The organism is Pseudomonas sp. M1 (genome assembly GCF_022760135.1).
GTDB lineage: Bacteria > Pseudomonadota > Gammaproteobacteria > Pseudomonadales > Pseudomonadaceae > Pseudomonas > Pseudomonas citronellolis.
Map to the genome: position 1 here is coordinate 4,039,332 of NZ_CP094343.1, position 26,421 is coordinate 4,065,752.

19 protein-coding genes and 1 pseudogene are annotated in these 26,421 nt (G+C 70.9%); 16 read left to right on the forward strand and 4 right to left on the reverse strand.

Annotated elements, in window-relative coordinates; translation table 11 throughout:
• Positions 1-35 precede the first annotated feature (35 nt).
• A complete protein-coding gene (gene catA / locus PM1_RS17860) occupies positions 36-959 on the forward strand; it encodes a catechol 1,2-dioxygenase (protein WP_024128350.1) in 924 nt (307 codons plus the stop codon).
• 245 nt (positions 960-1,204) lie between these two features.
• Here catA and PM1_RS31120 read toward each other — a convergent pair whose 3' ends face one another.
• The 3 genes and pseudogenes from PM1_RS31120 to PM1_RS17870 form a co-directional block, all read right to left on the reverse strand.
• Complete coding sequence (locus PM1_RS31120) at positions 1,205-1,642, reverse strand: helix-turn-helix domain-containing protein (protein ID WP_256204832.1); 438 nt, start codon at positions 1,640-1,642, stop codon at positions 1,205-1,207.
• A pseudogene (locus PM1_RS31125) lies at positions 1,622-1,966 on the reverse strand (AraC family transcriptional regulator ligand-binding domain-containing protein); the annotation flags it as partial. The gene PM1_RS31120 and the pseudogene PM1_RS31125, both read right to left, overlap by 21 nt.
• 423 nt (positions 1,967-2,389) lie before the next feature.
• The gene (locus PM1_RS17870; RefSeq protein WP_009619643.1) at positions 2,390-3,448 is read right to left on the reverse strand and encodes an AraC family transcriptional regulator; all 1,059 of its coding nucleotides are present in this window, start codon (positions 3,446-3,448) and stop codon (positions 2,390-2,392) included.
• A gap of 101 nt (positions 3,449-3,549) precedes the next feature.
• On the opposite strand from PM1_RS17870, the gene PM1_RS17875 reads away from it, so the two are divergent.
• Complete coding sequence (locus PM1_RS17875; RefSeq protein ID WP_009619642.1) at positions 3,550-4,734, forward strand: acetyl-CoA C-acyltransferase family protein; 1,185 nt, start codon at positions 3,550-3,552, stop codon at positions 4,732-4,734.
• A gap of 113 nt (positions 4,735-4,847) precedes the next feature.
• Positions 4,848-5,408 carry a TetR/AcrR family transcriptional regulator gene (locus PM1_RS17880; protein WP_009619641.1) on the forward strand — a complete coding sequence of 187 codons (561 nt, stop codon included), beginning with the start codon at positions 4,848-4,850 and terminating at the stop codon, positions 5,406-5,408.
• Between the two features lie 37 nt (positions 5,409-5,445).
• On the opposite strand, the gene PM1_RS17885 is transcribed toward PM1_RS17880, so the two are convergent.
• A complete protein-coding gene (locus PM1_RS17885; RefSeq protein ID WP_009619639.1) occupies positions 5,446-7,563 on the reverse strand; it encodes a TonB-dependent receptor family protein in 2,118 nt (705 codons plus the stop codon).
• 367 nt (positions 7,564-7,930) lie between these two features.
• Here PM1_RS17885 and PM1_RS17890 point away from each other — a divergent pair, with 367 nt between their 5' ends.
• The 13 genes from PM1_RS17890 (at position 7,931) to PM1_RS17950 (ending at position 26,400) form a co-directional block, all read left to right on the forward strand.
• Entirely contained in the window at positions 7,931-9,583 is a 1,653-nt protein-coding gene (locus PM1_RS17890; RefSeq protein ID WP_009619637.1) for an ABC transporter substrate-binding protein, read from the forward strand.
• On the forward strand, positions 9,580-10,563 hold the full coding sequence (locus tag PM1_RS17895) for an ABC transporter permease (protein WP_009619635.1): 984 nt from the start codon (positions 9,580-9,582) through the stop codon (positions 10,561-10,563). Before PM1_RS17890 ends, PM1_RS17895 begins: the two co-directional genes overlap by 4 nt.
• Positions 10,560-11,417 (forward strand): ABC transporter permease, encoded by an 858-nt coding sequence (locus PM1_RS17900; protein WP_009619633.1) that lies wholly within the window; start codon positions 10,560-10,562, stop codon positions 11,415-11,417. The genes PM1_RS17895 and PM1_RS17900 overlap by 4 nt, the downstream gene beginning before the upstream one ends.
• Positions 11,417-13,129, forward strand: a complete 1,713-nt coding sequence (locus PM1_RS17905; RefSeq protein ID WP_009619631.1) for a dipeptide ABC transporter ATP-binding protein — start codon at positions 11,417-11,419, stop codon at positions 13,127-13,129. Before PM1_RS17900 ends, PM1_RS17905 begins: the two co-directional genes overlap by 1 nt.
• Positions 13,130-13,814: 685 nt before the next feature.
• Positions 13,815-15,878: a TonB-dependent receptor family protein gene (locus PM1_RS17910; RefSeq protein ID WP_009619628.1), complete on the forward strand. Its 2,064-nt coding sequence runs from the start codon at positions 13,815-13,817 to the stop codon at positions 15,876-15,878.
• A gap of 130 nt (positions 15,879-16,008) precedes the next feature.
• Positions 16,009-17,730 (forward strand): ABC transporter substrate-binding protein, encoded by a 1,722-nt coding sequence (locus PM1_RS17915; protein ID WP_009619627.1) that lies wholly within the window; start codon positions 16,009-16,011, stop codon positions 17,728-17,730.
• Positions 17,727-18,659, forward strand: coding sequence for an ABC transporter permease (locus PM1_RS17920; RefSeq protein ID WP_009619626.1), 933 nt, complete (start codon positions 17,727-17,729; stop codon positions 18,657-18,659). The genes PM1_RS17915 and PM1_RS17920 overlap by 4 nt, the downstream gene beginning before the upstream one ends.
• A gap of 2 nt (positions 18,660-18,661) precedes the next feature.
• Entirely contained in the window at positions 18,662-20,038 is a 1,377-nt protein-coding gene (locus PM1_RS17925) for an acyl-CoA dehydrogenase family protein (RefSeq protein WP_009619624.1), read from the forward strand.
• Positions 20,035-21,381, forward strand: coding sequence for an LLM class flavin-dependent oxidoreductase (locus tag PM1_RS17930; protein WP_009619621.1), 1,347 nt, complete (start codon positions 20,035-20,037; stop codon positions 21,379-21,381). The genes PM1_RS17925 and PM1_RS17930 overlap by 4 nt, the downstream gene beginning before the upstream one ends.
• Positions 21,382-21,401: 20 nt before the next feature.
• Positions 21,402-22,460 (forward strand): NADP(H)-dependent aldo-keto reductase, encoded by a 1,059-nt coding sequence (locus tag PM1_RS17935; protein WP_009619618.1) that lies wholly within the window; start codon positions 21,402-21,404, stop codon positions 22,458-22,460.
• Between the two features lie 13 nt (positions 22,461-22,473).
• Entirely contained in the window at positions 22,474-23,361 is an 888-nt protein-coding gene (locus PM1_RS17940) for an ABC transporter permease (RefSeq protein ID WP_009619616.1), read from the forward strand.
• The gene (locus PM1_RS17945; RefSeq protein ID WP_009619613.1) at positions 23,358-25,019 is read left to right on the forward strand and encodes a dipeptide ABC transporter ATP-binding protein; all 1,662 of its coding nucleotides are present in this window, start codon (positions 23,358-23,360) and stop codon (positions 25,017-25,019) included. The genes PM1_RS17940 and PM1_RS17945 overlap by 4 nt, the downstream gene beginning before the upstream one ends.
• Positions 24,997-26,400, forward strand: a complete 1,404-nt coding sequence (locus PM1_RS17950; protein WP_009619611.1) for an LLM class flavin-dependent oxidoreductase — start codon at positions 24,997-24,999, stop codon at positions 26,398-26,400. The genes PM1_RS17945 and PM1_RS17950 overlap by 23 nt, the downstream gene beginning before the upstream one ends.
• Positions 26,401-26,421 lie beyond the last annotated feature (21 nt).

The following is a 26,421-nucleotide window of genomic DNA, read 5'->3' on the forward strand; positions in this document are numbered from 1 at the left end:
CGGTACCTGACGACAAGACCAACAAGGTGAACCCCATGACCGTGAAGATTTCCCGGACTGCCGAAATCCAGACCTTCTTCGAAGAGGCCGCCGGCCTGCGCAACGAACAGGGCAACCCACGCCTGAAACAAATCGTGCTGCGCATCCTGCAGGACACCGCCAGGCTCGTCGAAGACCTGGAAATCACCGACGACGAATTCTGGACCGCCGTCGACTACCTCAACCGCCTGGGCAACCGCGGCGAAGCCGGCCTGCTGGTGGCGGGCCTTGGCATCGAGCATTTCCTCGACCTGCTCAGCGATGCCCGCGACGCCGAAGCCGGCAGGACCGGCGGTACCCCGCGCACCATCGAGGGCCCGCTGTACGTGGCCGGCGCCCCGCTCAGCGAAGGCGAGGCGCGCATGGACGACGGCAGCGACGCCGGCATCCCGATGTTCCTGGCCGGCCGCGTGCTGGACCTGCGCGGCCAGCCCATCGCCGGCGCCACCGTCGACGTGTGGCACGCCAACACCAAGGGCCTTTACTCCTACTTCGACCCGAGCCAGGCCGAGTACAACCTGCGCCGGCGTATCCGCACCGACGCCGAGGGTCGCTACCGCGCCCGCAGCATCGTGCCCAGCGGCTACGGCTGCCCGGCCGACGGCCCGACCCAGCAATGCCTGGACCAGCTCGGCCGCCACGGCCAGCGCCCGGCGCACATCCACTTCTTCATCTCGGCGCCCGGCCATCGCCACCTGACCACCCAGATCAACCTGGCCGGCGACCGGTACCTGTGGGACGACTTCGCCTACGCCACCCGCGACGGGCTGATCGGCGAGGTCAACTTCGTCGAGAATGCCCACGGCATCGCAGGCCGTTGCGCCGAGGTCGTCTTCGACTTCCAGTTGCAGCCCGCCAGCGAAGCCACCGATGAGCGACGCAGCCAACGCCCACGCGCCCTGCAGGTCCAGGGCGCGTAGGGCTCCTTCGTACCCATTGCCGGGCAAGGCACGGCGCGCACCTTGAGGTACGGCATTTCCCGGAGGGACAACTGCCGACAGCGCCGAGGCGCCCATCGCCCCTGCCCGACCGGGCACCGGCCGTCCCACCCGCACCGTGCCCCTGCAGGAGCGAGCCCTGCGTGCGAAATCGCGGGCAGGCCCCGCTACAGGTAGCTGGGATGTATTGAGCAACGGTCTTGCCGGCCGCGCCGGGGTGCTCGCTCCTACGAGAAGCCGTCCGGCTGCAGCCCACGGATCGCGCTGGGCACCAACCCCGTCCAGCGCTTGAACGAGCGGCGGAAGTTGGTAGTGTCGGTGAAGCGCAGGTACTGCGCCACCTCGTCGTTGCCGTAGCCGCGTGACCAGTACAGGTACAGGGCGACGTGCTTGCGCACTTCGTCGTGCAGGGCCTGGAAGTGCGTGTGGTGCTTCTGCAGCTTGCGCTTGCAGGTCGCCGGGCTCATGCCCAGGCGTGCGGCCAGTTGCTCCAGGCTCAGCGGGTCGTGGGCCTCGCGTTGCAGCAGGCGGTACAGGTGTTCGAGGAAGCCCTCGCGCAGACCCAGCGCCTGGCGTTCGCGCTGGGCGTCGCGCCGGGCCGCCTGGCCGGCGGTGGCGGCGGCCCGTGGCCAGGGTTTCACCAGGTATTCGCGGGGGATCAGCATGGCGTCCACGTGGCTGTCGAACTGCAGTTGCAGGCCCAGGTGCGCCTGGTACTGCTCCAGGTAGCCCGGCTGGGCATGGGCGAACAGGTAGCGCCAGGGCAGGTGCTCGCCGGCCAGCCAGCGGCACAGCGCGGTGACGGCCGTCATGCTGCTCTCCACCAGGAAGCGCCGGGTGCCGCCCAGGCCGCAGGCGTCCACCCAGTACAGGCAGGCGTAGCGCTCCTCCAGCAGCAGGCGCGGCGCCAGCAGCGGGCAGAAGCGCGCGCGGTGCTGCAGCAGCAGGTCCAGCGCCTCCTGCAGGTTGCCGGCCAGGGCCAGGGCGCTGCTCGCCGCACCTCTGCCAACCCTAACTCCGCACCCCCTCCCTAACCCTCCCCCGCAAGCGGGAGAGGGAACCGTTCGGCATGATGCGGAATCACGAAGCTCCCTGGCTCAACGCAGCCATGTTGGGTGCATAACACCCCAAGCATCGCGGTCGTAGGAGCAACCGTCTTGCCGGCTGCGCCGAGGTGCTTTTCGTAGGATGGGTTGAGCTTGCGAAAACCATGTGGCCGGGGTGATGGGTATCGCTTCGCTCAACCCATCCTACGGGGCTGAGCACAGCCGGCAAGACAGTCCGTAGGGCGCATAACACTCCAAGCGTTATCCACCCCACCCGCACCCTCCCCATGTAGGAGCGCGCCCTGCGCGCGATTCACGGGCAGGCCCCGCCGCCTCAGGGCGGGGCCCAATACACTCCCTGGCCGCTCAATCCCCGCCCTGGGCGCGGGCCGCGCGGTAGCGTCCGGGGCTCATGCCGGTCCACTGGCGGAAGGCGCGGTGGAACGCGCTGGGCTCCTGGAAGCCGCAGCGCGCGGCGATCTCGGCGATGCTCAGGCTGGCATCATCCAGGCACTCGAAGGCCAGCGCCCGGCGCACCTCGTGCTTGATCATCTGGTAGGAAAAGCCCTCGCGCTCCAACTGGCGGCGGAAGGCCGATTCGCTCAGCGCCAGCTGCGCGGCCATCTGCGCCTGGGACGGCCAGTCGAGGTCGCCGCCGGCCTTCAGGCGGCGGTAGACCTTGGCCGACAGCCCGGAGCGGTTGCGGAAACGCACCACCACGCCCTCCGGGGCCTGGCGCAGGAACTGCTTGAGGCTGGCGAAGTTGCGGATCACCGGCAGCGCCAGTTGCTGGGCGTTGAATTCCAGCTCGGTGTGATCCGAGTCGAAGCGGATCCACGGCCCCCACAGCAGCGGCTCGGCGCCGTGGGGCGGCTGAGGGTGGCCGAAGCGGGCGCGGTCGGGGTTGATGCGCCGCCCCACCAGCCAGCAGGCCACGCCGATGACCATGCTCAGGTAGATTTCCTCTGCCACGCAGCGCAGGGTGGCGTCGTCGATGCGCGTGTGCAGCACGATGGCCGCGCGGTTGCCGCGCAGCTCCAGGTGCGCGCGGATATCGCGCAGGAACAGGTTGAAGCCGGCCAGGCACTGGCGCAGGGCGCGGCCCAGGTCCGGCTCGTGCAGCACGCTGCGGCAGACCATGGCGAAGGCGCCGCGCGGCAGGCCGGCGGAATCGAAGGCGAAGAACTCGTCGCCCAGCTCCTCGGTGAGTAGCAGCCACAGGCGCGTCACCGCCTCCGCCGGCACCCGGTGCAGCGGCTCGTCCAGCCAGTGCGGCTCGATGCCGGCCTGCGCCAGCAGCTCGGCGGCGCGCTGCGGGCGGTCGGCCAGGCGGTGCAGCGCGGCCTTCACGAAATAGGCCGCCACCGAGTCGCGCCGGCGCGGGGCAGCCGTCCGTTCCTCGGGGCCCAGGGCGGGTTTCATCATCCGATATGTCCAAATTCGTCGGCCGGGACTGCGCAATTCTGGCATAGGACGCCGCCGCATCGCCTTCTAGACTGCTCGCCATTCTGCCAGGAGCCCTTCCCATGCACAGACCAGAAGTCTTCGTCGTCAGCGCGGTGCGCACCGCCATCGGTACCTTCGGCGGCACCCTCAAGGACACCCCGCCCGCCCAGCTCGCCACCCTGGTCACCCAGGCCGCGCTGGCCCGCGCCAACTGCGACGCGCAGCGCGTCGAGCACGTGGTGTTCGGCCACGTCATCCCCACCACGCCCAAGGACGCCTACATCAGCCGCGTGGCGGCGCTGCAGGCCGGCATTCCCAAGGAAGCCCCGGCCTTCACCGTCAACCGCCTGTGCGGCTCGGGCCTGCAGGCCATCGTCAGCGCGGCCCAGGGCCTGATGCTGGGCGACTCGCACATCGCCATCGCCGGCGGCGCCGAGTGCATGAGCCAGTCCGGCTACCTGGTGCCCAGCGCCCGCTGGGGCGCGCGCATGGGCGACGTGAAGATGCTCGACTACATGCTCGGCGCCCTGCAGGACCCGCTGCACGGCATCCACATGGGCATCACCGCCGAGAACATCGCCAAGCAGCACGGCATCACCCGCCAGGACCAGGATGCCCTGGCCCTGCAGAGCCAGCAGCGCGCCGCCCGCGCCACCGCCGAAGGGCGCTTCGCCGGGCAGATCGTGCCGGTGGAAATCCGCAGCCGCAAAGGCACCAGCCTGTTCGAGGTGGACGAGCACGTGCGCGCCGAGGCCAGCCTCGAGCAACTGGCCAAGATGAAACCGGCCTTCCTCGAAGACGGCAGCGTCACCGCCGGCAACGCCTCGGGCCTGAACGACGGCGCCAGCGCCCTGCTGCTGGCCAGCGCCGAGGCGGTGAAGAGCGAGAACCTGCAGCCCATCGCGCGGGTGGTGGCCTATGCCCACGCCGGCGTCGAGCCCACCCTGATGGGCCTCGGCCCGATCCCGGCCACCCGCCTGGCCCTGCAACGCGCCGGCCTGAGCGTGGCCGACCTGGACGTGATCGAGTCCAACGAGGCCTTCGCCGCCCAGGCCTGCGCGGTCAGCCGCGAGCTGGGCTTCGACCCGCAGAAGGTCAACCCCAACGGCTCCGGCATCTCCCTGGGCCACCCCATCGGCGCCTCCGGCGCGATCATCGCCACCAAGGCCATCCACGAGCTGCAGCGCATCCAGGGCCGCTACGCGCTGGCCACCATGTGCATCGGCGGCGGCCAGGGCATCGCCGTGATCTTCGAACGCGTCTGATCGGGCCGGCCGGCCCCGGAGGCGCCCAACCCACGAAACGGGCGCACCGCGGCCGGCCGCCCTTTCGGCGCGCCTTCCCGGCAAGCAGCCCGATACGACGCACAGGTGCCCAGATGACCGCCTCCCCCGGCTCGCGTTTCGCGCGCAACCGCCCCAAGGCCCTGGAGCTCTTCGCCCGGCGCGGCTTCGCCCAGGTCAGCCTGCGCGAGCTGGCGCGCCACCTGGAGCTGACCGCGGGCTCGCTCTACAGCCATTGCGCGAGCAAGGAAGAGCTGCTGCTGGAGTTCATCGAGGAACACTACCTGGCGCTGCTTTCGCTGTTCGACCAGCGCCGGCTGCGCGGCTGCCCCAAGGCCGCCCTGCAACGGGTGGTCGAGGGCCTGGTGGCGTTGTACGAAAGCAACCCCCTGCACTTCCAGCTGGCCACCCGCGACGCCGGCTGCCTCAACGACGAACAGCGCCAGTGCGTCGAACGGCTGCGCCGACAGCTCGGCCAGAAGCTCGATGCGCAGCTGGGCGCCGCCGGCTACGCCAGCCCCGGCCAGGCCTGCCAGCCCACCCTGGAGCTGTTCGAACACCTGCCCCTGTGGCTGGCCCGCTACCCGCTGGACCAGCAGCAGCGCTGCGCCGCCCTGCTGCGCTCGCTGACCGCCGCGCTGGCGCCTGGCGCCTGAAGCGGCGGGGCCGGCACGGCGCCGGCCCCGCGGTGGCTCAGAAGCGCACGGCCACCCCGGCGGTGACGTTGAACGGATCGCCCGGGTAGAAGTTGGCCGAGTCCCGGCCCTTGGCGTCGTAGGCGGTGTTGGCCGCGGTGGCGTAGTGCTCGTTGGTCAGGTTGCGCAGGTCGAGGAACACCTCCCAGCGCCGGCCCGGCGCCTGGTAGCCCAGCTTGGCGCCCCACAGCGTGTACGAAGGCGCGCCCAGGCTGTTGGCGTAGTCCACGTAGTAGCTGGAGGCCGCCCGCGCGTTGAGCTCGGCATAGTAGCCGTCGTGCCGCTGGTAGTTCAGCTGCGCCTGGTACACCTGGCGCGGCAGGCTGGGCAGTTCGTTGTCGCCGAAGGTGCTGTCGCCGCGGTAGTGGAAGTCGTTCAGCGTCCAGGCCTGGCGCAGGTCCAGGCGGTCGCCGTTGGCGCCTTCCCAGAGCTGGATGCCCAGCCCCGCCTCGATGCCCTGGTGGATCGTCGGGCTGGCGTTGGAGTTGGCCACCAGCGCATCCGCCGTGGCGGTGGCCTGGCGCACCACCACCGAGAGCAGTTCGTCCTTCACCCAGGAGCGGTACAGCGTCAGGCTGCCGTCCACTACCCCGACGCTGCCGCGGATGCCCACCTCCAGGGTGTCGGCCTTCTGCGGGGTGAGCGGGCGGATGTAGGGCACACTGGTGCTGCCCAGTTGCCAGGTCACCGGCGGGTCGATGGAGCGGCTGGCGTTGCCGAACAGCTGGATGTCCGGCGTCAGCTGGTAGCGCAGGCCGATGCGCGGCGCGGCGTACCACTTGTTGTAGCTGACCGCGCTGGGGAACTCGCTGGTGTTGGCGCTGCTGCTGTACTCGATGCTCACGTCGCGGTCGATGTTGATCGCCGAGAGCCCGCTCACCAGCCACAGGCGCGGGTCCAGCTGCAGCTCGTTGCCGAAGGCGAACACGGTATCCCGCGAGCCGGTGTAGTCGGTGTGCTGCAGCAGCTGGCCGGTGGCGCGGCTGTGGGACTTCACGTCGGCGAACTGCGAGCGGGTGCTGCTGAAGGTCAGGGTGGTGTCGCTGGGCAGGCCGAACAGGCGGTCCTGGCTGCGCAGGTAGCGCAGCGTCAGGTTGGTGTCGGTGGAGCGCCAGTCCTGCGGCGTGGCCGAGTAACGCCAGCCGTTGAGCAGCGGGTAGTCGTTGACGCTCAGGCCCACCTGCAGCCGCGAGTCGTCGTCGAAGCGGTAGGTGGTGGTGCTGCCGACCCAGGTGGAGCCATCCTTCTTGCGCCCGGTGGGCACCTTGTTGGAATTGGAGTCGTGCTTGATCTGCTCGCGGGTCAGGGTGTTGCCCTGGGTCAGCGTCTCCTCGCGGTAGCGCACGATCAGCCGGGTATCCAGGCGCTCGTTGAAGCGGTGGCCGAGATTGGCCACCAGCTCCTGGCCCTTGTTCGGGGTGTCGTGCTGGTAGCCGTCGCGCTCGTTGTGGAAGATCGACACGTAGTAGTCGCTGTCGTCCACCACCCCGCCGGTGCTCAGCTGCTGCTTGCGGTAGCCGAAGCTGCCAGCCTCCAGGCGCAGGTAGTTGCCCGGCGCGGTGTAGCCGCTGTGGGTGACGAAGTTGATGGCGCCGCCCAGGCTGGTGGCCGCGTAGTCGAAGGCGTTGGCACCGTAGAGCACCTCGGTGTGATCGATGCCGTTCATGCTCAGGTAGTCTTCCTGGGTGCCGCCCGGGCCGGTGATGGGCAGGCCGTCGAACAGGTATCTGATGCCCAGCGCGTAGCCCTGGTAGAAGGTGTTCAGGCCCGAGCCGCGGATGGAAATCTTGTTCGCCCCGCTGCCGCTGGTGGCCTGGGCGAAAATCCCCGGCTGCAGCGCGAACACGTCCTCGGCGTTGGTCGCGCGGCCCTTCTCCACTGCCTTGTTGTCCACCACCACGGCCGCGCCGGGCACCTTCTTCAAACGCTCCTCGGCCTTCTGCGCCTCGCTGCGGGCGGCGCCCTCCACCACCACGGTGGCCAGGCGGGTATCGCCATCCTCCGGCTGGGCCGCCCACAGCGGGCCGCCGGCCAGGCACAGGCCGGCGCCGAGGCTCAGCAGCCGGCCCCCCAGGCCGGCGCGGGTTGTACGGGTTATAGGTTTTCTCGAATGCACGGCAAGGCTCCTTAGGTCCTCCAATGAGTGGGCGAGCCTCTATGCGCATAGTCGTGCTCGACAGCGCTTTCGCAGAATCCATGCCAAGCATTAATTCATTACGAATCAACCAGTTGAGAAAAATCACGCTGTACTCGAAGGAACATCTGTTGCCGCGCTGTTGATCGCTTCACAACCCGCCGCCAACCGCCCGCTGCTCAGCCAGCAACAGCGAATCGACAAACTGCCCGCGCAGCAGCGCGGAATCGCGGCGCAACCCCGCTGAAACGGGCCTTCCAGGCCGGGCATGGCTTGTGCAACGCAGCCTGGGCGGCCGCTCCCGGAGCGTACGCCGCCCCGTCTTCCACCTGCAGAAGGCTGCCCACGCTTGAAGCCCAGACGAACACCCCCACAGCCCCTGGCCCTCGCCCTGCCCTTGCTGCTCGCCGCCGCACTCGGCGGCTGCCGCGACGCGCAGGAGCACCAGGCCCACAGCGACACCCCGGTCAGCGGCGGCACCCTCACCTACGCCACCGACCGCGAACCCATCTGCCTCGACCCCCACGTCGCCGGCGACATGCCCCAGGTGTTCCTCGGCCGGCAGTTCCTCGACTCGCTGGTGTCCATGGACGCACAAGGCCGCATCGGCCCCTGGCTGGCGAAAAGCTGGGAAGTCTCCGCCGACGGCCTGAGCTACACCTTCCACCTGCGCGACGACGTGCGCTTCAGCGACGGCACGCCCTTCGACGCCAACGCGGTGAAGGCCAACCTCGACCACATGGTCGACCCGCGCACCCAGTCCAGCACCGCCGGCGGCTACGTGCGCCAGTACCGCGGCACCGACGTGCCCGACGCGCACACCGCGGTAGTGCACCTGGCCACGCCCTACGCGGCCTTCCTCGAAGTGCTGGCCCAGGGCTTCCTCGGCATCCAGTCGCCCACGGCGCTGCGCCGCCCGCGCGACGAGAACTGCGAGAGCCCGGTGGGCAGCGGCCCGTTCAAGGTGGTGCGCTGGGACCGGCAGAGCCAGGTGGTGCTGGAACGCAACCCCGACTACCACTGGGCGCCGCCCACCGCGGGGCACCAGGGGCCGGCGTACCTTGAGCGCATCGTCTGGAAGTTCATCCAGGAACCCTCGGTGCGCTTCGCCTCGCTGCAGGCCGGCGAGGTGGACGTGATCGAGAGCGTGCCGCCGGAATCCCACGCCGCCGCGCGGGCCAACCCGGAGGTGTCGCTGCTGGTCGCCCAGCGCCCCGGCAACCCCACCAACGGCACCCTCAACATGACCCGCGCGCCCTTCGACGATATCCGCGTGCGCGAGGCCTTCATCCGCTCGGCCGACATAGACGCGGCGCTGAAGAGCGTGTACTTCGGCGAATTCCCCCGCGCCGGCGGCCCGCTCAGCCCGGCCACGCCCTTCTACAGCTCGGACTTCGAGCACGCCCAGGACTACGACCCGCTGCGCGCCGAGCAACTGCTCGACGCCTCCGGCTGGACCGGGCGCGACGCCGAGGGCTACCGCAGCCGCGGCGGCAAGCGCCTGCAGGTCCACGTGATCATGGGCAACCGCACGCCGCCCTCGGAATTCAGCCTGTGGGAGCAGGTGCAGGCCACCGCCCGCCGCGCCGGCTTCGAGGTGATCATCGAGCAGATGAGCGACGTGCTCGCCCAGCAGCGCCAGGCCGACTGGGACTACGACATCCGCCTGGGCTACTGGAACACCAACACCCCGGACGTGCTGCGGATCATCTTCGGCTCGGCCTTCCTGCGCCCGGCCGGGGTGCGCGGCTACCACCAGAACACCGCCGGCTTCGACGACCCGCGCTTCGACGCCCTGGTGGAGCAGGCCCTGGCCACCCAGGACGGCGAGCGCCGCCGCGAGCTGTACCACCAGGCCCAGGCCCTCGCCTCCAGCCAGTACCTGCAGCTGACCACCTACCCGCAGAGCACCCGCCTGGGCATCTACAAGCGCGCCCACGGCGTGCGCCTGGAGCCGTCGCTGGCGGTCACCTCCCTCTACGACGCCTGGGTGAACCCATGAGCCAGACCCTTACCGCACCCGACCCGCGCCGCGAACGCCTGCTGCGCCTGGCCCGTCACGCCGCCTGGCGCCTGCTCGGCGGCCTGCTGGTGCTGTGGGCCGCCGCCAGCCTGACCTTCTTCGCCCTGCGCCTGATGCCCGGCGACCCGGTGCTGGCCATCCTCGGCGGCCCCAGCGGCAACCCCACCCCGGAAACCATCGCCGAGGCCACCCGCGAATACGGCCTGGACCGGCCGCTGGCGGTGCAGTACGCCATCCACCTGGGCCACCTGCTGCGCGGCGACCTTGGGGTGTCCTACTCGCAGCACCTGCCGGTGACGCGCATCCTCGCCGAGCAGACCGGACCCACCCTGCAGCTGACCTTCGCCGCCCTGGCCCTGGCCTGGCTCATGGTGCTGGGCTGGACGCTGCTCAGCGCCGGCCGCCGCCACTGGTTCGGCGGCCTGGCCTCGCTGCTGGAGACCCTCGCCGCGGCGCTGCCGCAGTTCTGGCTGGCGATCCTGCTGCTGGCCGCCTTCGCCTTCGGCCTGCAGCTGTTCCCGCCGGCCGGCAGCGACGGCCTGCGCAGCCTGGTGCTGCCGGCCCTGGCGCTGGCGGTGCCGCTGGCCGGGTTCATCGGCCAGGTCACCCGCGAGGCCCTGGAGATCACCCTGGAGCAGCCCTTCATCCTCTCCGCGCGCACCCGCGGCCTCAGCGACCGCGCCGTACGCTACCGCCACGCCCTGCGCCACTCGGTGCTGCCGGCCATCTCGCTGTCGGGCTGGGCGCTGGGCGCGCTGCTCAGCGGCTCAGTGGTGGTGGAGGTGATCTTTTCCCGCAAGGGCGTGGGCCGCCAGCTGTTCCAGGCCGTGCAGAGCCAGGACCTGCCGCTGGTGCTGGGCATCACCCTGGTGGTCGCCGCCGGCTACGTGCTGGCCAACATCCTGGTCGACCTGCTCTACGAGTTGGTCGACCCCCGCCTGCAAAGGAGCGCCCCATGAGCGAACTGGCCCCGACCCTCGAACTGCCCCTGGCGCCGCGCCGGCAGGCCCGCGCGCTGCCCTGGCCGGCTCTGCTGGCGACGACCTTCCTCGCCGCGCTGGTGGCCGCCGCACTGTTCCCGCAGCTGTTCGCCCACGGCGACCCGCTGGCCATCCAGCCGCGCGAGGCGTTCAGCGCGCCGGGCTGGGCCCACTGGTTCGGCACCGACCAGTCCGGCCGCGACATCTACGCGCGGGTCATCTACGGCGCGCGCCAGTCGCTGACCATCGGCCTGGCCGCCACCGCCCTGGCGATGAGCATCGCCATCGGCCTGGGGCTCGCCGCGGGCCTGGCCGGCGGCGCCATGGACCGCGGCATCGGCTGGCTGCTGGAAGTGCTGTTCGCCTTCCCCAGCCTGATCCTCGCGCTGCTCTTCGTGGCCATCTTCGGCAGCGGCATCGGCCCGCTGATCATCGCCACCGGCATCGGCAGCGCGCCGGGCTACGCGCGCATGGTCCGTGGCCAGGTCCTGGCGGTGCGCCACGCCGGCTACATCGAGGCCGCCCGCGCCCTGGGCCACGGCCCGTGGCGCACCATCGCCCGGCAGATACTGCCCAACGCCATGCGCCCGCTGATCGTCACCCTGACCATGGGCGTCGGCCACGCCATCGTCTGGGCCTCGGCGCTGAGCTTCCTCGGCCTGGGCGCGCGGCCGCCGGCGCCGGAATGGGGGACCATGCTCTCCATGGGCCGCGACTTCATCGTCAACGCCTGGTGGCTGACCTTCTTCCCCGGGCTGTTCATCGTCCTCACCACCCTGTCGACCACGGTCGCCGGGCGCTACCTGCAACAACGCCTGGAGGGCCGCCGCTGATGCCGCGCCAACCGCTGATAGTCGAAGACCTGTCCGTGCATTTCGGCGAGCACCGCGTGCTCGACCGCCTGTCCTTCACCCTGCAGCCGGGCCGCGCACTGGCCCTGGTGGGCGAATCCGGCTCGGGCAAGAGCGTGCTGGCGCGCAGCCTGGTGGGCCTGGCCGGCGCCGGCGCACAGGTGCAGGCGCGGCGCCTGGAATACGCCGGGCGCGACCTGCTGGCCCTGGACGAGCGGCGCTGGCGCGAACTGCGCGGCCGCGAGATCGGCTTCGTGCTGCAGGACGCCCTGGTGTCCCTGGACCCGCTGCGCCCGGTGGGCCAGGAAATCCTCGAAGTGCTCGCCACCCACCGCTGGGGCGACCGCCACAGCCGCCAGCAGCGCGTGCTGGAGCTGCTGGAGAAGGTCGGCGTGCCGGAACCGGCATTGCGTGCCCGGCAACGCTCCGAACAACTCTCCGGCGGCCTGCGCCAACGCGCATTGATCGCCAGCGCCCTGGCCCTGGACCCGGGCCTGGTGATCGCCGACGAGCCGACCACCGCGCTGGACGCCACCGTGCAGGCGCAGATTCTCGGCGTGCTGCAGCAGGTGAAGGCGCGCGGCGACTCACTGCTGCTGATCAGCCACGACCTGGCGGTGGTCGCCCAGCTCGCCGACGAGGTGCTGGTGCTGCGCCACGGCGAGGTGGTGGAACAGGGGCCGATCGAACAGATTCTCCACGCGCCGCGCCACCCCTACACCCGCAGCCTGCTGGAAGCGATCCCCGCCAACCGCCCGCGCGGCACGCGGCTGACGCCCGGCGCGGCGCCCGCGGTGCGACGCGCGGAGGTCGCACAGCCACAGGTGCTGCTGGAAGCCCGCGGCCTCGGCAAGCGCTACCGCGGCCCCGACCAGCAATGGCGGCAGGTGCTCGACGACGTCAGCTTCCGCCTGCACGCCGGGCGCACCCTGGGCATCGTCGGCGAATCCGGCTCGGGCAAGAGCACCGCCGCGCGCATCGCCCTCGGCCTGCTGGAGCCGGACGCCGGCAGCGTGGCATTCGCCGGCCAGCCCTGGAACGCGGCCGCCGCGCAGCGCATCGCCGAGCGCGAACGGCGCCCGCGGCGGCGCGACATCAGCGTGATCTACCAGGACCCGCTGAGCTCCTTCGACCCGCGCTGGAGCGTCGGCCAGGTGCTCGACGACGCCCTCCAGGCCGGCGGCCTGGACGCCGCGCGGCGCCCGGCGCGCATCACCGAGCTGCTGCGCCAGGTGCGCCTGCCGGCGGAACTGGCGCAGCGCCGCCCGTTGCAACTCTCCGGCGGGCAGCGGCAGCGCGTGGCCATCGCCCGCGCCCTGGCCAGCCAGCCGAAGGTGATCATCTGCGACGAACCGGTGTCGGCGCTGGACGTCTCGGTGCAGGCCCAGGTGCTCGACCTGCTGGCCGACCTGCAGGACGAACTGGGCCTGGCCTACCTGTTCATCTCCCACGACCTGGGGGTGATCCGCCACCTCAGCGACGAAGTGCTGGTGATGCTGCAAGGCAAGGTGGTCGAGGCCGGCCCCACCGAGGCGGTGCTGCGGAACCCGCAGCATCCCTACACCCAACGCCTGCTGGCCTCGGTGCCGCAACTGCCGGCGGAGGGCCGACCGAAGGTGGCGCAACTGGCACCGGCCAGCGTCGACCTGGCGCCGCCGTTCGAAGAGCGCTGGTTGTGGGGGTTGGCGGTTTGAGGGGGGGTGCTGTTGTAGGAGCGAGCTTGCTCGCGAACGGGGGTTTGCCGGTCGGAGGCGGTGCCTGTCCTGAAGAGCGCCCTCTCCCTAACCCTCTCCCTGAAGGGAGAGGGGACCGTTCGGAGTGTGTTGGTGTTTCGGCGTTAGCCGGCTAGCACGAAGTTGCCGACTGACGCCAAATCCATTCTCGGCACGGACAAGCCCCCTCCCCCTTCAGGGAGAGGGCTGGGGAGAGGGTACGGAGTCAGCCTCCCACACCAGTCTCACCGGCTGACCCCGTCCGCGAGCAAGCCCGCTCCTACAAAAAACACCACAACTTCCCCCGCCCCCGCAATACAACTTCCCGCCACCCAACACCCCGTTATTTGCATATAACCCAAACACTGCGCACAAACCAACAGAACATCAGCACCTGTTGATCCAACGCAAGCAGACAAAAACCCATAAAAACCACCAATACATTGATTTAAAAGGACTTAACTACTTGGCACGAGTCCTGCTCAAGTACAGATGGAGCATGACTATACGAATAGAAAGCCAATTACTTTATCTATTCCATGAGGATTCGAAGTTGGTGGTTAATTATTCTGGGGGTGAGTGGGGGAAACTTGCCGTGGCTATTCGCCGGGCAACATTCTGGTCGGCAAGTTTCGGTTCGGCGGTATTGCTGGTGGGGACCCAGGCAATGGCCGAAACCGCAGGCAGCGATGCCAGCGACAGCAGCAAGCAGAACAGCGGTACCCGCCTGCAGACGGTAGTGGTGCAGGCACAGAAGGAAACCCCGGTGGAGGCGGCGCGCAGCCAGCTCGCCGACGTCCCCGGCGGCGTCAGCGTGGTGGACAGCGAGCAGCTTTCCAGGGGCCGCACCGCCAACCTGCAGGACACCCTGGCCTACCAGCCCGGCGTGTTCGTGCAGTCCACCGGCGGCAACGACGCGGCGAAGATCTCCATCCGCGGCTCGGGCGCCAACACCTCGCCGGGCTATTTCCGCGAGGGCATCAAGTTCCTCTTCGACGGCCTGCCGCTGACCGGCCCGGGCGGTACGCCCTACGAGTTCCTCAACGGCTCGGGGGTGAACTACACCGAGATCCTGCGCGGCGCCAACGCCTTCCAGTACGGCGCGCTGACCCTCGGCGGCGCGGTCAACTTCGTCAACCAGACCGGCTACAGCGCGCCCGGCACCCGCCTGCGGGTGGAGGCCGGCAGCTACGGCTACCAGAAGGAAGTACTCAGCGCCGGCGGCGTGGTCGGCGGCTTCGACTACTACGCCAACGTCGACAACTACCGCAACGACGGCTACCGCGACTACAGCCTGTCGAAGAGCCAGGGCGTGGTGCTCAACCTGGGCTACCGCTTCAACCCGAAGCTGGAGACGCGCCTGCTGGTGCGCTACCGCGACGAGTACCACAACGACCCCAGCGCCATCACCCTCAAGCAGCTCAAGCACGACCCGGACAAGGCCAGCCCCACCGCCACCAGCAGCGGCGCCGGCAGCCGCCGGCCGGGCAGCACCTGGGTCGGCAGCAAGACCACCTACACCTTCGACGACGACTCCAGGCTGGACGTCGGCCTGGTCTACTACGACTACCCGCACAACAACAGCCCGGACAGCCCGACCAACCCCAGCTACTGGGACTGGCACGACCTGAGCTTCGTCCTCAACTACGCGCGCAGCGACCAGTGGTTCGGCCACGAGAGCCGCTCCAGCGCGGCCTTCACCTCCACCGAGCACATCAAGGGCGGAGTCGACTCGACGCGGGCCAACAAGCAGCCGGTGAAGGTGGTGGACTACGGATCGTCCTTCGACCACGTCTTCTCCTTCGGCAACGACCTGGAGCTGACCGAGGACCTCTGGCTGACCACCGGCCTGTCCTTCATCAACGTGCGCCGCAGCACCGACATCAAGTACGTGAACACCAGCAACACCAGCGGCTACCCGAGCAAGGACACCTACGAGAACTGGAGCACCGCGCCGCGCGTCGGCCTGCGCTACCAACTGACCCCGGACCTGCAGCTGTTCGGCAACTTCAGCCGCTCCATCGACCCGCCGGCGTCCTGGCAGTACTCCAACTCGTCGGCTGCCACGCCCTTCGTCAAGCCGCTGGTGGAACAGAAGGCCAACACCCTGGAGGTCGGCATCAAGGGCTCCCACGGCATCTTCGACGGCAGCCTGGCGCTGTACCGCTCGTGGATCCGCGACGAGCTGCTGAACGTGCAGATCATTCCCGCCACGGCCACCACCGCCGCGGTCACCTCGGCCTTCAACGCCGAGAGCCCGACCATCCACCAGGGCGTCGAGGCCGGGCTGAACACCCTGCTCTGGGAAAACAGCGTCGGCGAGAAGATCAGCTGGCGCCAGGCGTACACCTACAACGACTTCTACTACCGCCACGACGACACCTTCGGCGACAACCAGCTGCCGGGCATTCCCAAGCACGTCTACCAGGGCGAACTGCAGTACCAGCACCCCAGCGGCTTCTACGGCGGCGTCAACGTCACCTCCGCCTCGCGCACCGCGGTGGACTATGCCAACAGCTTCTACGCGCCCTCCTACACCATCTTCGGCGCAGGGGTCGGCTACGAGGCGCCGAAGAAGGACTGGAAGGTCTCCCTCGACCTCAAGAACCTCGCCAACGAGAAGTACGTGACCGCCGTGGCGCCGCAGTACGACGCCAAGGGCAAGGACGTCGCCGCCCTCTACCCGGGCGACGGCATCGGCGCCTACGTCGGCCTCGAACTGCGCTACTGACCGGCCGCGCCGCCCGACCGGGGCGGCGCGCACTGACGCGGGCGGCGCGATCCGCCGCCCGCCTGGCAACAGGGACACCGTAGATGCCATCGACACCGCACACCCCACCGGCCCTCCCGCGGAGGCCGGCATGATCGACAGACTCCTGCCCCTGGCGGCCGGCGCCCTGCTGGCCGCCGTGCTGGCCGGCTGCTCGCCGGCCGCCGACGATGGGCCCGGCGCCGGCGGCGCCGCCCTCGACACCGGCACCCTCAAGGACGGCCAGCTCAGCTACCCCGCCGAGGACTTCCACGAGCAGGCCCCCGGCAAGCCCGGCGGCACCCTGCGCGCCAGCGCCGCGCTGGACACCTATTCCTTCGACATCCACGCCCTCTCCCACGGCAACGTGCAGTGGCTGGGGCGCATCCTCTACGACTGCCTGGTGTACCAGGACGAACAGGGCAAGGTGTCGCCCTGGCTGGCCAAATCCTGGGAGATTTCCGCGGACGGCCTGACCTACACCTTCCATCTGCGCGACGACGTCAGCTTCAGCGACGGCACGAAGTTCAACGCCGAAGCGGTGCGGGTGAACCTCGAACACATGCGCGACCCGGCCACCAAGTCGCCGCTGGCCGCGGCCTACATCGCGCCCTACCAGTCGGGCAAGGTGCTCGACGAGTACACCTTCCAGGCCACCCTGCGCGAGCCCTACTCGCCCTTCCTCGACGTGCTGGCGCAGTCCTGGCTGGGCATGATCTCGCCGAAGCAGATCCTCGAAGACCCCAGATCCATCGCCGCCCACCCGGTGGGCTCCGGGCCCTTCGTGCTGGAAAGCTACACCCGCGACCAGGGCGCCAGCTTCGTGCGCCGCGCCGGCTACCACTGGGCGCCGCCGGTGCTGCGCCACCAGGGCCCGGCCTACCTGGAGCGCCTGGAACTGAGCTTCGTGCCCGAGGCGCTGATCCGCTACAGCTCGCTGGTCTCCGGGCAGTACGACTTCACCCTGGACGCGCCGACGCAGAACGCCCAGGCCATCCGCAAGGACCCGCAACTGGTGCTGCGCAGCCGCATCCGCAAGGGCAACCCGGTGCGCAGCCTGACCTTCAACGTCGAACGCTTCCCCTTCGACGACGTGCGCGTGCGCAAGGCCCTGGCCCGCGCCATCGACCGCGAGGGCCTGGCCTGGATCAGCGGCTTCGGCGAATTCCAGGTCAAGGCCGACTTCCTCGCCGCCAACACCCGCTTCTACGACCCGGCCTGGCGCAACGCCCTGGGCTACGACGTGGCCGCGGCCAACGCCCTGCTCGACGAGGCCGGCTGGACCGCGCGCGACACAGAGGGCTACCGCAGCCGCGACGGCCGGCGCCTGGCCGCCACCCTGCTGATGATCGACAGCCCGGCGCTGCCGGCCAACGTGGCGGTGGCCATGCAGGCCGACGCGAAGAAGATCGGCATCGACCTGGGCCTGCGCGTGCTGCCCCAGGCCCAGGTCAACGACCTGCGCTACGCCGGCGACTACCAGGCGCTGGTCGGCGGCTACTGGCACACCAACACCCCGGACGGGCTGTACATCCTCTACCACAGCAACTCCATCGCCACGCCGAAGCTGATCGGGCAGAACAGCGCGCGCCTGCGCGACGCCCAGCTCGACGACCTGCTCGCCCGCGCCCGCCGCAGCACCGACGCGGCCGAGCAGCAGCGCCTGTACAGCGCCGCCCAGCAACGCCTCACCGAAGTGGTGCCGGCGGTGCCGGTGTACGAAAGCCAGCTGACCATCGCCTACCGCCGCGACGTCAAGGGCGTGGTGTTCGACAGCTCGCACAACGTGCCCTTCTTCACCAGCGTCTGGCTGGACCGGGAGCCGCAACCATGAATGCCCTGCGCCGCGTCCTCTGGCGTTTCCTCGGCGGCCTGGCGGTGCTCTGGGGCGCCGCCAGCCTGACCTTCGTCGCCCTCAACGTCAGCGGCGGCGACCCGGCCCTGGCCATCCTCGGTGGACCGGACGCCATGCCCACCGCCGAGGCCATCGCCCAGGTGCGCCGCGACTACGGCCTGGACCAGCCGCTGGCGGTGCAATACGCCCACTACCTGGGGCGCCTGGTCCAGGGCGACCTGGGCGAGTCGTACCGCCTGCGCATCCCGGTGGCCCAGGCCATCGCCGGGCAGGTCGGCGCCACCGCCCAGCTGGCCCTGTGGGCGGCGCTGGCCGCGGTGCTGCTGGCGGTGAGCGCGGCGGTGCTGACCGCCAACCGCGCGCCCTGGGCCCGCGGCCTGGCCTCCGGCGGCGAGCTGCTGCTGTCGTCCATGCCCAGCTTCGTGCTCGGCATCCTCCTGCTGCTGGTGTTCTCCTTCCAGCTGCACTGGCTGCCGCCCACCGGCTCGCGCGGCTGGAAGAGCCTGGTGCTGCCGATCCTCACCCTGGCCCTGCCGGTGGCCGCGGTGCTGGCCCAGGTGCTGCGCCAGGAGCTGGAGGAAATCCTCGAACAGCCCTTCATCGCCATGGCCCGCGCCCGCGGCCTGTCCGAGGCCGGCGTGCGCCTGGGCCACGCCCTGCGTCATGCGCTGACGCCGCTGATCACCCTGTCCGGCTTCGTCTTCGCAGCGCTGCTGGGCGGCGCGGTGATCACCGAGAACCTGTTCGCCCGCCAGGGCATTGGCCGCCTGATGCTCAACGCGGTGAACGACAAGGACGTGCCCGTAGTGCTCGGCATCACCCTGCTGGCGGCGGCGATCTACGTGCTGGTGAACCTGGCCGTGGACCTGCTCAACGCCCTGGTCGACCCGCGGGTGAGCGAGGCATGAGCATGACCGCGAGCATCGCCCTGGCCCAGCTGCGCCAACTGTTCGACGCCCACCAGGCGCCGCCCCCTTCCATCGCCCGCCCCGAGGACACCGCGATGATCTTCCCCGACGACCTTCCCGCCGCCGCGAGTGCGCCGGCGCACCCCGACGACAACGCCCTGCTGCAACGCTTCGAAGCGGTGTTCCAGCGCATCGCCGCCGGCGCCATCGAGCGCGAGCAGCAGCGCGAGCTGGCCTACGAGCCGGTGGCCTGGCTGCGCGCGGCCGGCTTCGGCGCGCTGCGCATCCCCCTGGCCTACGGCGGCCTGGGCGCCAGCCTGCCGCAGCTGTTCCGCCTGGTCCGCCGCCTCGGCGAGGCCGACTCCAATCTGCCGCAGATCTTCCGCGCGCACTTCGGCTTCGTCGAAGGCCGCCTCAACGACGACGACGAAGCCAGCCGCCAGCACTGGTTCCCGCGCATCGTCGGCGGCGAGCTGTTCGGCGCGGCCATGGCCGAGCGCAGCGAAGTCACCGGCAACAGCGTCACCCTCACCCGCGAGGACGACCACTGGCTGCTCGACGGCGAGAAGTACTACTGCACCGGCACCCTCTATGCCGACTGGATCGCCGTGTCGGCCAGCGACGGCGACGAACACGTCGCCGTGGCCGTGGCCACCGACGCGCCCGGCGTCACCCGCCTGGACGACTGGGACGGCTTCGGCCAGCGGCTGACCGGCAGCGGCACCACCCGCTTCGACAAGGTGCGCGTCGAGGAACACCAGTTGTTCCGCCGCTTCAAGCTCGGCGAAGGGCGCAGCGACAGCTACATCACCGCCTTCTACCAGCAGGTGCACCTGGCCACCCTGGCCGGCATCGCCCGGGCGGTGCTGCGCGACGCCGTCGCCTTCGTCCAGGGCCGCACCCGCGCCTTCGGCATTCCCGGCCGCTCCGAGCCGCGCCAGGACCCGCTGGTGCAGCGCGTGGTGGGCCGCCTGGGCAGCCTGGCGTTCTCCGCCGAGGCGCTGGTGGAAGCCGTCTCGGCCACCCTCGAACGCACCTGGCAGGCGCACCGCGCAGGCCAAGCCAGCCGCGAGCTGTACGCCGAGGCCGACATCCACGCCTACCAGGCGCAGCAGATCGTCCTGCCCCAGGTGCTGGAGGCCGCCACCCTGCTCTTCGAGGTCGGCGGCGCCTCGGCCACCAGCAGCGGCCGCCGGCTCGACCGGCACTGGCGCAACGCCCGCACCCTGGCCTCGCACAACCCGGCGATCCTGCGCGAGGCCTACCTGGGCGACTACCACCTCAACGGCACCCTTCCCAGCGAGGCCTGGAGCGAGCGTTTCGCCGCCGCCAAGGCCGCGCAACAGCAAGCCCCCGATACCGAGGAGACCCCGGCATGAGCAACGCACAGCGGCAAATGAGCATCGGCATGAACATCCTCGGCTTCGGCGCCCACGCCGCGGCCTGGCGCACCGGCGAGGCGCCGCCCACCGCCTACCTGGACGTGGGCTACTACCAGAACATCGCGCGCATCTCCGAGCGCGGCACCCTGGACGCCATCTTCCTCGCCGACGGCCCGGCCCTGGCCGGCGACGTCGGCCGCCAGCCGGCCGGGCGCCTGGAGCCCACCGTGCTGCTCACCGCGGTGGCCCTGGCCACCCAGCGCATCGGCGTGATCTCCACCGCCTCCAGCTCCTACAACGAACCCTTCAACCTGGCCCGGCGCATCGCCTCGGTCGACCACATCAGCGGCGGCCGCGCGGCCTGGAACGTGGTGACCAATGCCGGCGACGCCGCTGCGCAGAACTTCGGCCTGGCCGGCGCGCCGCTGCACGTGGACCGCTACGCCCGCGCCGAGGAGTTCGTCGACGTCACCCTCAAGCTGTGGGACAGCTGGGAAGACGGCGCCATCCTCGGCGACGCCGCCTCCGGGCGCTTCGCCGACCCGGCCCGGGTGCACGCCATCGACCACGTCGGCCGCTACTTCTCGGTCAAGGGCCCGCTCAACGTGCCGCGCTCGCCCCAGGGCCGCCCGGTGCTATTCCAGGCCGGCTCCTCGGAGGGCGGCAAGGCCCTGGGCTCGCGCTTCGCCGACGCCATCTTCACCACCCAGACCACCCTCGCCGACGGCCAGGCCTTCTACCGCGAGATGAAGCAGCGCGCCCGCCAGTGGGGGCGCAACCCCGAGCACCTGAAGATCATGCCCGGCCTGTCCACGGTGATCGGCAGCACCGAGGCCGAGGCCCTGGAGCGCTTCGAGCGGCTGAACAGCTACCTGGGCGAAGGCGGCCTGCTGCGGCAGATCGCCCAGCGCATCGGCATCGACGCCAGCGAGCTGGACCCGGACGCGCCGCTGCCCTGGCAGCGCATCGGCCCGGTCAACGAATTCGAGAAGGGCTCCCACGGCTTCCTCGAAGCCCAGCTGAACCTGGCCCGCGCCGAGAACCTCAGCGTGCGCCAGCTGTCGCGGCGCATCCTGGTCGGCCACCGGCTGCTGGTGGGCACCCCCGAGCAGGTCGCCGCCAGCCTGGAGGAATGGTTCCTCGCCGGCGCCGCCGACGGCTTCAACATCATGCCCGACAGCTTCCCCTCGGGCGTGGAGAGCTTCGTCGACGAAGTGGTGCCGCGCCTGCGCAAGCGCGGGCTGTTCCGCCACGAATACCAGGGCAGCACCCTGCGCGAACACCTCGGCCTGCCCTACCCGGCCAGCCGCTACGAACAACCCGCGGCCGCTTCGGCCTGAACCTGCGAGAGACCACCGGCATGAACTACCGCCCACTCGGCAACAGCGACCTCAAGGTCAGCGTCATCGGCCTCGGCAGCATGACCTGGGGCCACCAGAACAGCGAGGCCGACGCCCACCGCCAGCTCGACTACGCGCTCTCGCGCGGCGTCAACCTGGTGGACGCCGCCGAGATGTACCCCACCCCGTCCCGGGCCGACACCTGGGGCGACACCGAGCGCTTCATCGGCACCTGGCTTGCGCGCAGCAAGCGCCGCCAGGACATCGTCCTGACCAGCAAGATCGTCGGCCCGCCGCGCCAGAGCGGGCACATGCAGCACATCCGCGACGGCGCCACGCGCTTCGACCTGGCCACCCTGCGCAGCGCCCTGGACGGCAGCCTCGACCGCCTGCAGACCGACTACCTGGACCTCTACCAGCTGCACTGGCCCAGCCGCAGCACCAACTTCTTCGGCACCCGCGACTACCCCTGGGTGGACGACGAGCAGAGCGACGACATCGGCGAAACCCTCGCCGCCCTGGCCGAACTGGTGAAGTCCGGGCGGGTGCGCCACATCGGCCTGTCCAACGAAACGCCCTGGGGCGTGGCCGAGTTCCTCAAACAGTCCGAGCGCCTGGGCCTGCCGCGCATCCTCAGCGTGCAGAACCCCTACAGCCTGCTCAACCGCCAGTACGAGACGGGCCTGGCGGAGTTCAGCCACCGCGAGCGCATCGGCCTGCTGGCCTATTCGCCGCTGGCCTTCGGCGTACTCACCGGCAAGTACCTGGACGGCGCCCAGCCGGCCGGCGCGCGCCTGAGCGCCGGCTCCGCCTACGGCCGCTTCGCCCGCTACGCCAGCGCCGAGGCGCAGCAGGCCACCCGCGCCTACGTCGAGCTGGCCCGTGAGCTGGACCTGGCGCCGGCGCAACTGGCCCTGGCCTTCGTCATCGCCAAGCCCTTCGTGGCCAGCGCGCTGAACGGCGCCACCAGCCTGGAGCAACTGGCGCAGAACCTCGACGCCGCCGAGCTGCAGCTGACGCCGGAGGCGCTCGCCGCCATCGACGCCATCCACGCGCGCCTGCCGAACCCGGCGCCCTGACAGGAGAACGCCCATGGCCGGTCCGTCGACCGCACTGCCCCGCCTGCTGCCCGCGCCGTCGCGGCGCCGCCAGCTGCCCGCCTTCCTCGGCGCGGCCCTGGCCCGTCCGGGCCTGACGCTGGCCGGGGTGTTCCTGGCGCTGCTGGTGCTCGCCAGCCTGGCGCCGACCTGGCTGGTGGCCACCGACCCGCTGCTGGCCAGCGCCCGCCACGCCTTCCAGGCGCCCAGCGCGGCGCACTGGCTGGGCACCGACGAGAACGGCCGCGACCTGCTCGCGCGCCTGGTCCACGGCGCCCGGCCATCGCTGCTGATGGGCCTGGCGGCCACCGCCATCGGCCTGCTCGGCGGCATCGCCGTGGGCCTGGCCGCCGGGCTCGGGCCGCGCTGGCTGGACGCCGCGGCGATGCGCGGCATCGACGTGCTGCTGGCCTTCCCGGAACTGCTGCTGGCCCTGGTCATCATCACCTTCTGGGGCCAGGGGCTGGTCAACGCCATGCTCGCCGTGGGCATCGCCGGCATCCCGCGCTACGCCCGCCTGGTGCGGGCCCAGGCGAAGGTGGTGCGCGGCGCGGCCTACGTCGAGGCGGCGGTCACCCTGGGCCTGTCGCGGCCGGCGGTGATCTGGCGCCACCTGCTGCCCAACGCCATCCGCCCGGTGCTGATCCTGGCCACCCTGGGCATTGGCGCCAACATCGCCGCCGGCGCCTCGCTGAGCTTCCTCGGCTTCGGCGCGCCGCCGCCGGCGCCCGAATGGGGCTCGATGCTCTCGGTCGGCCGCAACTTCCTCTCCAACGCCTGGTGGCTGGTCGCGGCACCGGGCACGGCGGTGACCCTCACCGTGGTCGCCGTGACCGTGCTCGGCCGCGCCCTGCTGCGCTACAGCGAGGGCAAACGCCCATGACCACTTTGATCAACCCGTTCCGCCCGCTGCTGGAAGTGGCCGACCTGGACGTCGCCTTCGGCCGCGCCCAGCCGGTGCTGCAGCAGGTGTCCTTCAGCCTCTACCCCGGCGAATGCCTGGCCCTGGTCGGCGAGTCCGGCTCGGGCAAGAGCGTCACCTCGCGCACCCTGGCCGGCCTCACCGGCGCCGGCGCGCAGATCCGCGCGCGGCGCCTGGCCTTCGACGGCCAGGACCTGCTGAACCTCGGCGGCCGCCAGTGGCGCGAGCTGCGCGGCTCGCGCATCGGCTTCGTGATGCAGGACGCCCTCGGCTCGCTCGACCCGCTGCGCCAGGTGGGCCGCGAGATCGACGAGCCGCTGCGCCTGCATACGTCCCTGGACCGCGAGCGGCGCCGGCAGAAGGTCATCGAGCTGCTGCGCGCGGTGGGCGTGCCCGAGGCCGAGCTGCGCGCCCGCCAGTACCCGCACCAGCTCTCCGGCGGGCTGCGCCAGCGCGCGCTGATCGCCTCGGCCATCGCCTGCGACCCCGACCTGCTGATCGCCGACGAACCCACCACGGCGCTGGACGCCACCGTCCAGGCGCAGGTCCTCGACCTGCTGGAAAGCCTGCGCCAGCGCAACCGCGCCATGCTGGTGGTGAGCCACGACCTGGCGGTGGTGGCGCGCCTGGCGCACCGCGTGGCGGTGATGCAGCACGGCGTGATAGTCGAGGAAGGCCCGGTCGACCAGGTGCTGGAAGACCCGCGCCACCCCTACACCCGCTCGCTGCTGCGCGCCGCCTCCGCGGTGCACCTCAGCCATGCGCCGCAGCCCGCCGCCAGCGAGCCGCCGCCGGCCAGCCTCGGCACCCAGCCGGTGGTGCTGGAGGCGCAGCAGTTGGCCAAGCACTTCCGCGGCCCGAACGGCGCGGCGCAGCAGGCGGTGGCCAACGCCTCCTTCACCCTGCGCGCCGGCGAGACCCTGGGCATCGTCGGCGAATCCGGCTCGGGCAAGACCACCCTCACCCGCATGATCCTCGGCCTGGAGCGCCCCGACAGCGGCGAGGTGTACCTGCGCGGCCAGGCCTGGAGCGCCCTCGACGCCCTCGCCCAGCGCCGCGAGAGGCGCCGCATCCAAGTGGTGTTCCAGGACCCGCTGGCCTCCTTCGACCCGCGCTACAGCGTGGCCCGCGTCCTCGACGAGGCCCTGGCCCGGGCCGGCGGCAGCCGCGCCGAGCGCCAGCAGCGGGCGCGCGAACTGCTGGAACTGGTGCGCCTGCCGGCGGGCATGCTGCAGCGCCGGCCCATCGAGCTGTCCGGCGGCCAGCGCCAGCGCATCGCCATCGCCCGCGCCCTGGCGGCGCAGCCGGAAATCCTGGTGTGCGACGAGCCGGTGTCGGCGCTGGACGTCTCGGTGCAGGCGCAGATCCTCGACCTGCTCGCCGACCTCAAGCAGCGCCTGGGCCTGGCCTGCCTGTTCATCTCCCACGACCTGGGCGTGGTGCGCCACGTCAGCGACCGCGTGCTGGTGATGAAGGACGGCCACATCGTCGAGAGCGGCCCGGTGCGCGAGGTCTTCGCCCGCCCGCAGCACGACTACACCCGCGCCCTGCTGGGCGCCATCCCCCACCTGCCGCAACCCCGGGAGCGCCGCATCCGTGTCGAAGCCATTGCACGTTAACCTGTTCGAGATGAACTGCGTCAGCCACATCGTCCACGGCCTCTGGGCCCACCCGGAAAACCAGCGGCACCGCTTCAACGACATCGACTACTGGACGGAACTGGCGCAACTGCTGGAGCACGGCACCTTCGACGGCGTCTTCCTGGCCGACGTGGTGGGCGTCTACGACCGCTTCCGCGGCGGCCCCGAGACGGCCCTGCGCGAAGCCGTGCAGGTGCCCAGCAACGACCCGCTGCTGGTCATCCCGGCGATGGCCGCGGTGACCCGCAACCTGGGCTTCGGCGCCACCTTCTCCACCACCTACGAGCCGCCCTTCGCCTTCGCCCGGCGCATGAGCACCCTCGACCACCTGACCCGCGGCCGCGTCGGCTGGAACATCGTCACCTCCTACCTGCCCAACGCCGCGCGCAACTTCGGCCTGGACGATGAGGTGCCCCACGACCGCCGCTACGAGATCGCCGACGAATACCTGGACGTGCTCTACAAGCTCTGGGAAGGCTCCTGGGACGACGACGCGGTGATCGCCGACCGCCAGCGGCGCATCTACACCGACCCGGCCAAGGTGCGCTACATCGACCACGTCGGCGAGCACTTCAGGGTCGCCGGCCCGCACCTCTGCCAGCCCTCGCGGCAGCGCACCCCGGTGCTGTTCCAGGCCACCGGCTCGCCGGCCGGCACCGAGTTCGCCGGGCGCCACGCCGAAGTGGTGTTCACCGGCGGCCCGACGCCGGCGGCGGTGCGCCGCAACATCGCCCACATGCGCGAACGCGCCCGCGCCCACGGGCGCGATCCGGCGGGCATCAAGTTCATCGTCCAGGCGGCGGTGATCGTCGGCCGCAACGACCTGGAAGTGCAGGCCAAGCTGGAAGACTACCGGCGCCTGCAGAGCCTCGACGGCGCCCTGGCGCACATGCAGTCGGGCGTCGACCTGGCCGCCTTCCCGGCGCACACGCCGCTGGCCGAGCTGCCCGGCGGCGGGCCCTGGGCGGCGCTGCTGGCCAGCGACCCGCAGGCCACCGTGGGCCAGCTGGTGAAGCGCCTGGGCGGCTTCGACGAGGGCCGCTTCTTCGTCGCCGGCACGCCGAAGGTGGTGGCCGACGAGATCGAGAAATGGCTCGACGAGGACGGTATCGACGGCATCAACCTGCGCCAGTTCCTCACCCCGCACACCGCGCGCGACTTCATCGAACTGGTGGTGCCCGAGCTGCGCCGCCGCGGCCGCTTCCGCGAGGCCTACAACGACGGCGAGACCCTGCGCGAACGGCTGTTCGGCGCCGGCCACGCGCGCCTGCCCGCCGACCACCATGGCGCCCGCTACCGCGACCCGGCGGCCCTGCACCAGGCCAGCGCGCCGCTGCGCTTCGCCCAGGCGCCGGCCTGATTCCTTTCCCGAGATGGACCT

What these genes read in the sequence shown, in the direction of transcription:
- catA (WP_024128350.1), top strand. Translation starts at nt 36, where the DNA reads ATGACCGTGAAGATTTCCCGGACTGCCGAAATCCAGACCTTCTTCGAA.
- PM1_RS31120 (WP_256204832.1), bottom strand. Translation starts at nt 1,642, where the DNA reads ATGCTGATCCCCCGCGAATACCTGGTGAAACCCTGGCCACGGGCCGCC.
- PM1_RS17870 (WP_009619643.1), bottom strand. Translation starts at nt 3,448, where the DNA reads ATGATGAAACCCGCCCTGGGCCCCGAGGAACGGACGGCTGCCCCGCGC.
- PM1_RS17875 (WP_009619642.1), top strand. Translation starts at nt 3,550, where the DNA reads ATGCACAGACCAGAAGTCTTCGTCGTCAGCGCGGTGCGCACCGCCATC.
- PM1_RS17880 (WP_009619641.1), top strand. Translation starts at nt 4,848, where the DNA reads ATGACCGCCTCCCCCGGCTCGCGTTTCGCGCGCAACCGCCCCAAGGCC.
- PM1_RS17895 (WP_009619635.1), top strand. Translation starts at nt 9,580, where the DNA reads ATGAGCCAGACCCTTACCGCACCCGACCCGCGCCGCGAACGCCTGCTG.
- PM1_RS17900 (WP_009619633.1), top strand. Translation starts at nt 10,560, where the DNA reads ATGAGCGAACTGGCCCCGACCCTCGAACTGCCCCTGGCGCCGCGCCGG.
- PM1_RS17905 (WP_009619631.1), top strand. Translation starts at nt 11,417, where the DNA reads ATGCCGCGCCAACCGCTGATAGTCGAAGACCTGTCCGTGCATTTCGGC.
- PM1_RS17910 (WP_009619628.1), top strand. Translation starts at nt 13,815, where the DNA reads ATGGCCGAAACCGCAGGCAGCGATGCCAGCGACAGCAGCAAGCAGAAC.
- PM1_RS17915 (WP_009619627.1), top strand. Translation starts at nt 16,009, where the DNA reads ATGATCGACAGACTCCTGCCCCTGGCGGCCGGCGCCCTGCTGGCCGCC.
- PM1_RS17920 (WP_009619626.1), top strand. Translation starts at nt 17,727, where the DNA reads ATGAATGCCCTGCGCCGCGTCCTCTGGCGTTTCCTCGGCGGCCTGGCG.
- PM1_RS17925 (WP_009619624.1), top strand. Translation starts at nt 18,662, where the DNA reads ATGACCGCGAGCATCGCCCTGGCCCAGCTGCGCCAACTGTTCGACGCC.
- PM1_RS17930 (WP_009619621.1), top strand. Translation starts at nt 20,035, where the DNA reads ATGAGCAACGCACAGCGGCAAATGAGCATCGGCATGAACATCCTCGGC.
- PM1_RS17935 (WP_009619618.1), top strand. Translation starts at nt 21,402, where the DNA reads ATGAACTACCGCCCACTCGGCAACAGCGACCTCAAGGTCAGCGTCATC.
- PM1_RS17940 (WP_009619616.1), top strand. Translation starts at nt 22,474, where the DNA reads ATGGCCGGTCCGTCGACCGCACTGCCCCGCCTGCTGCCCGCGCCGTCG.
- PM1_RS17945 (WP_009619613.1), top strand. Translation starts at nt 23,358, where the DNA reads ATGACCACTTTGATCAACCCGTTCCGCCCGCTGCTGGAAGTGGCCGAC.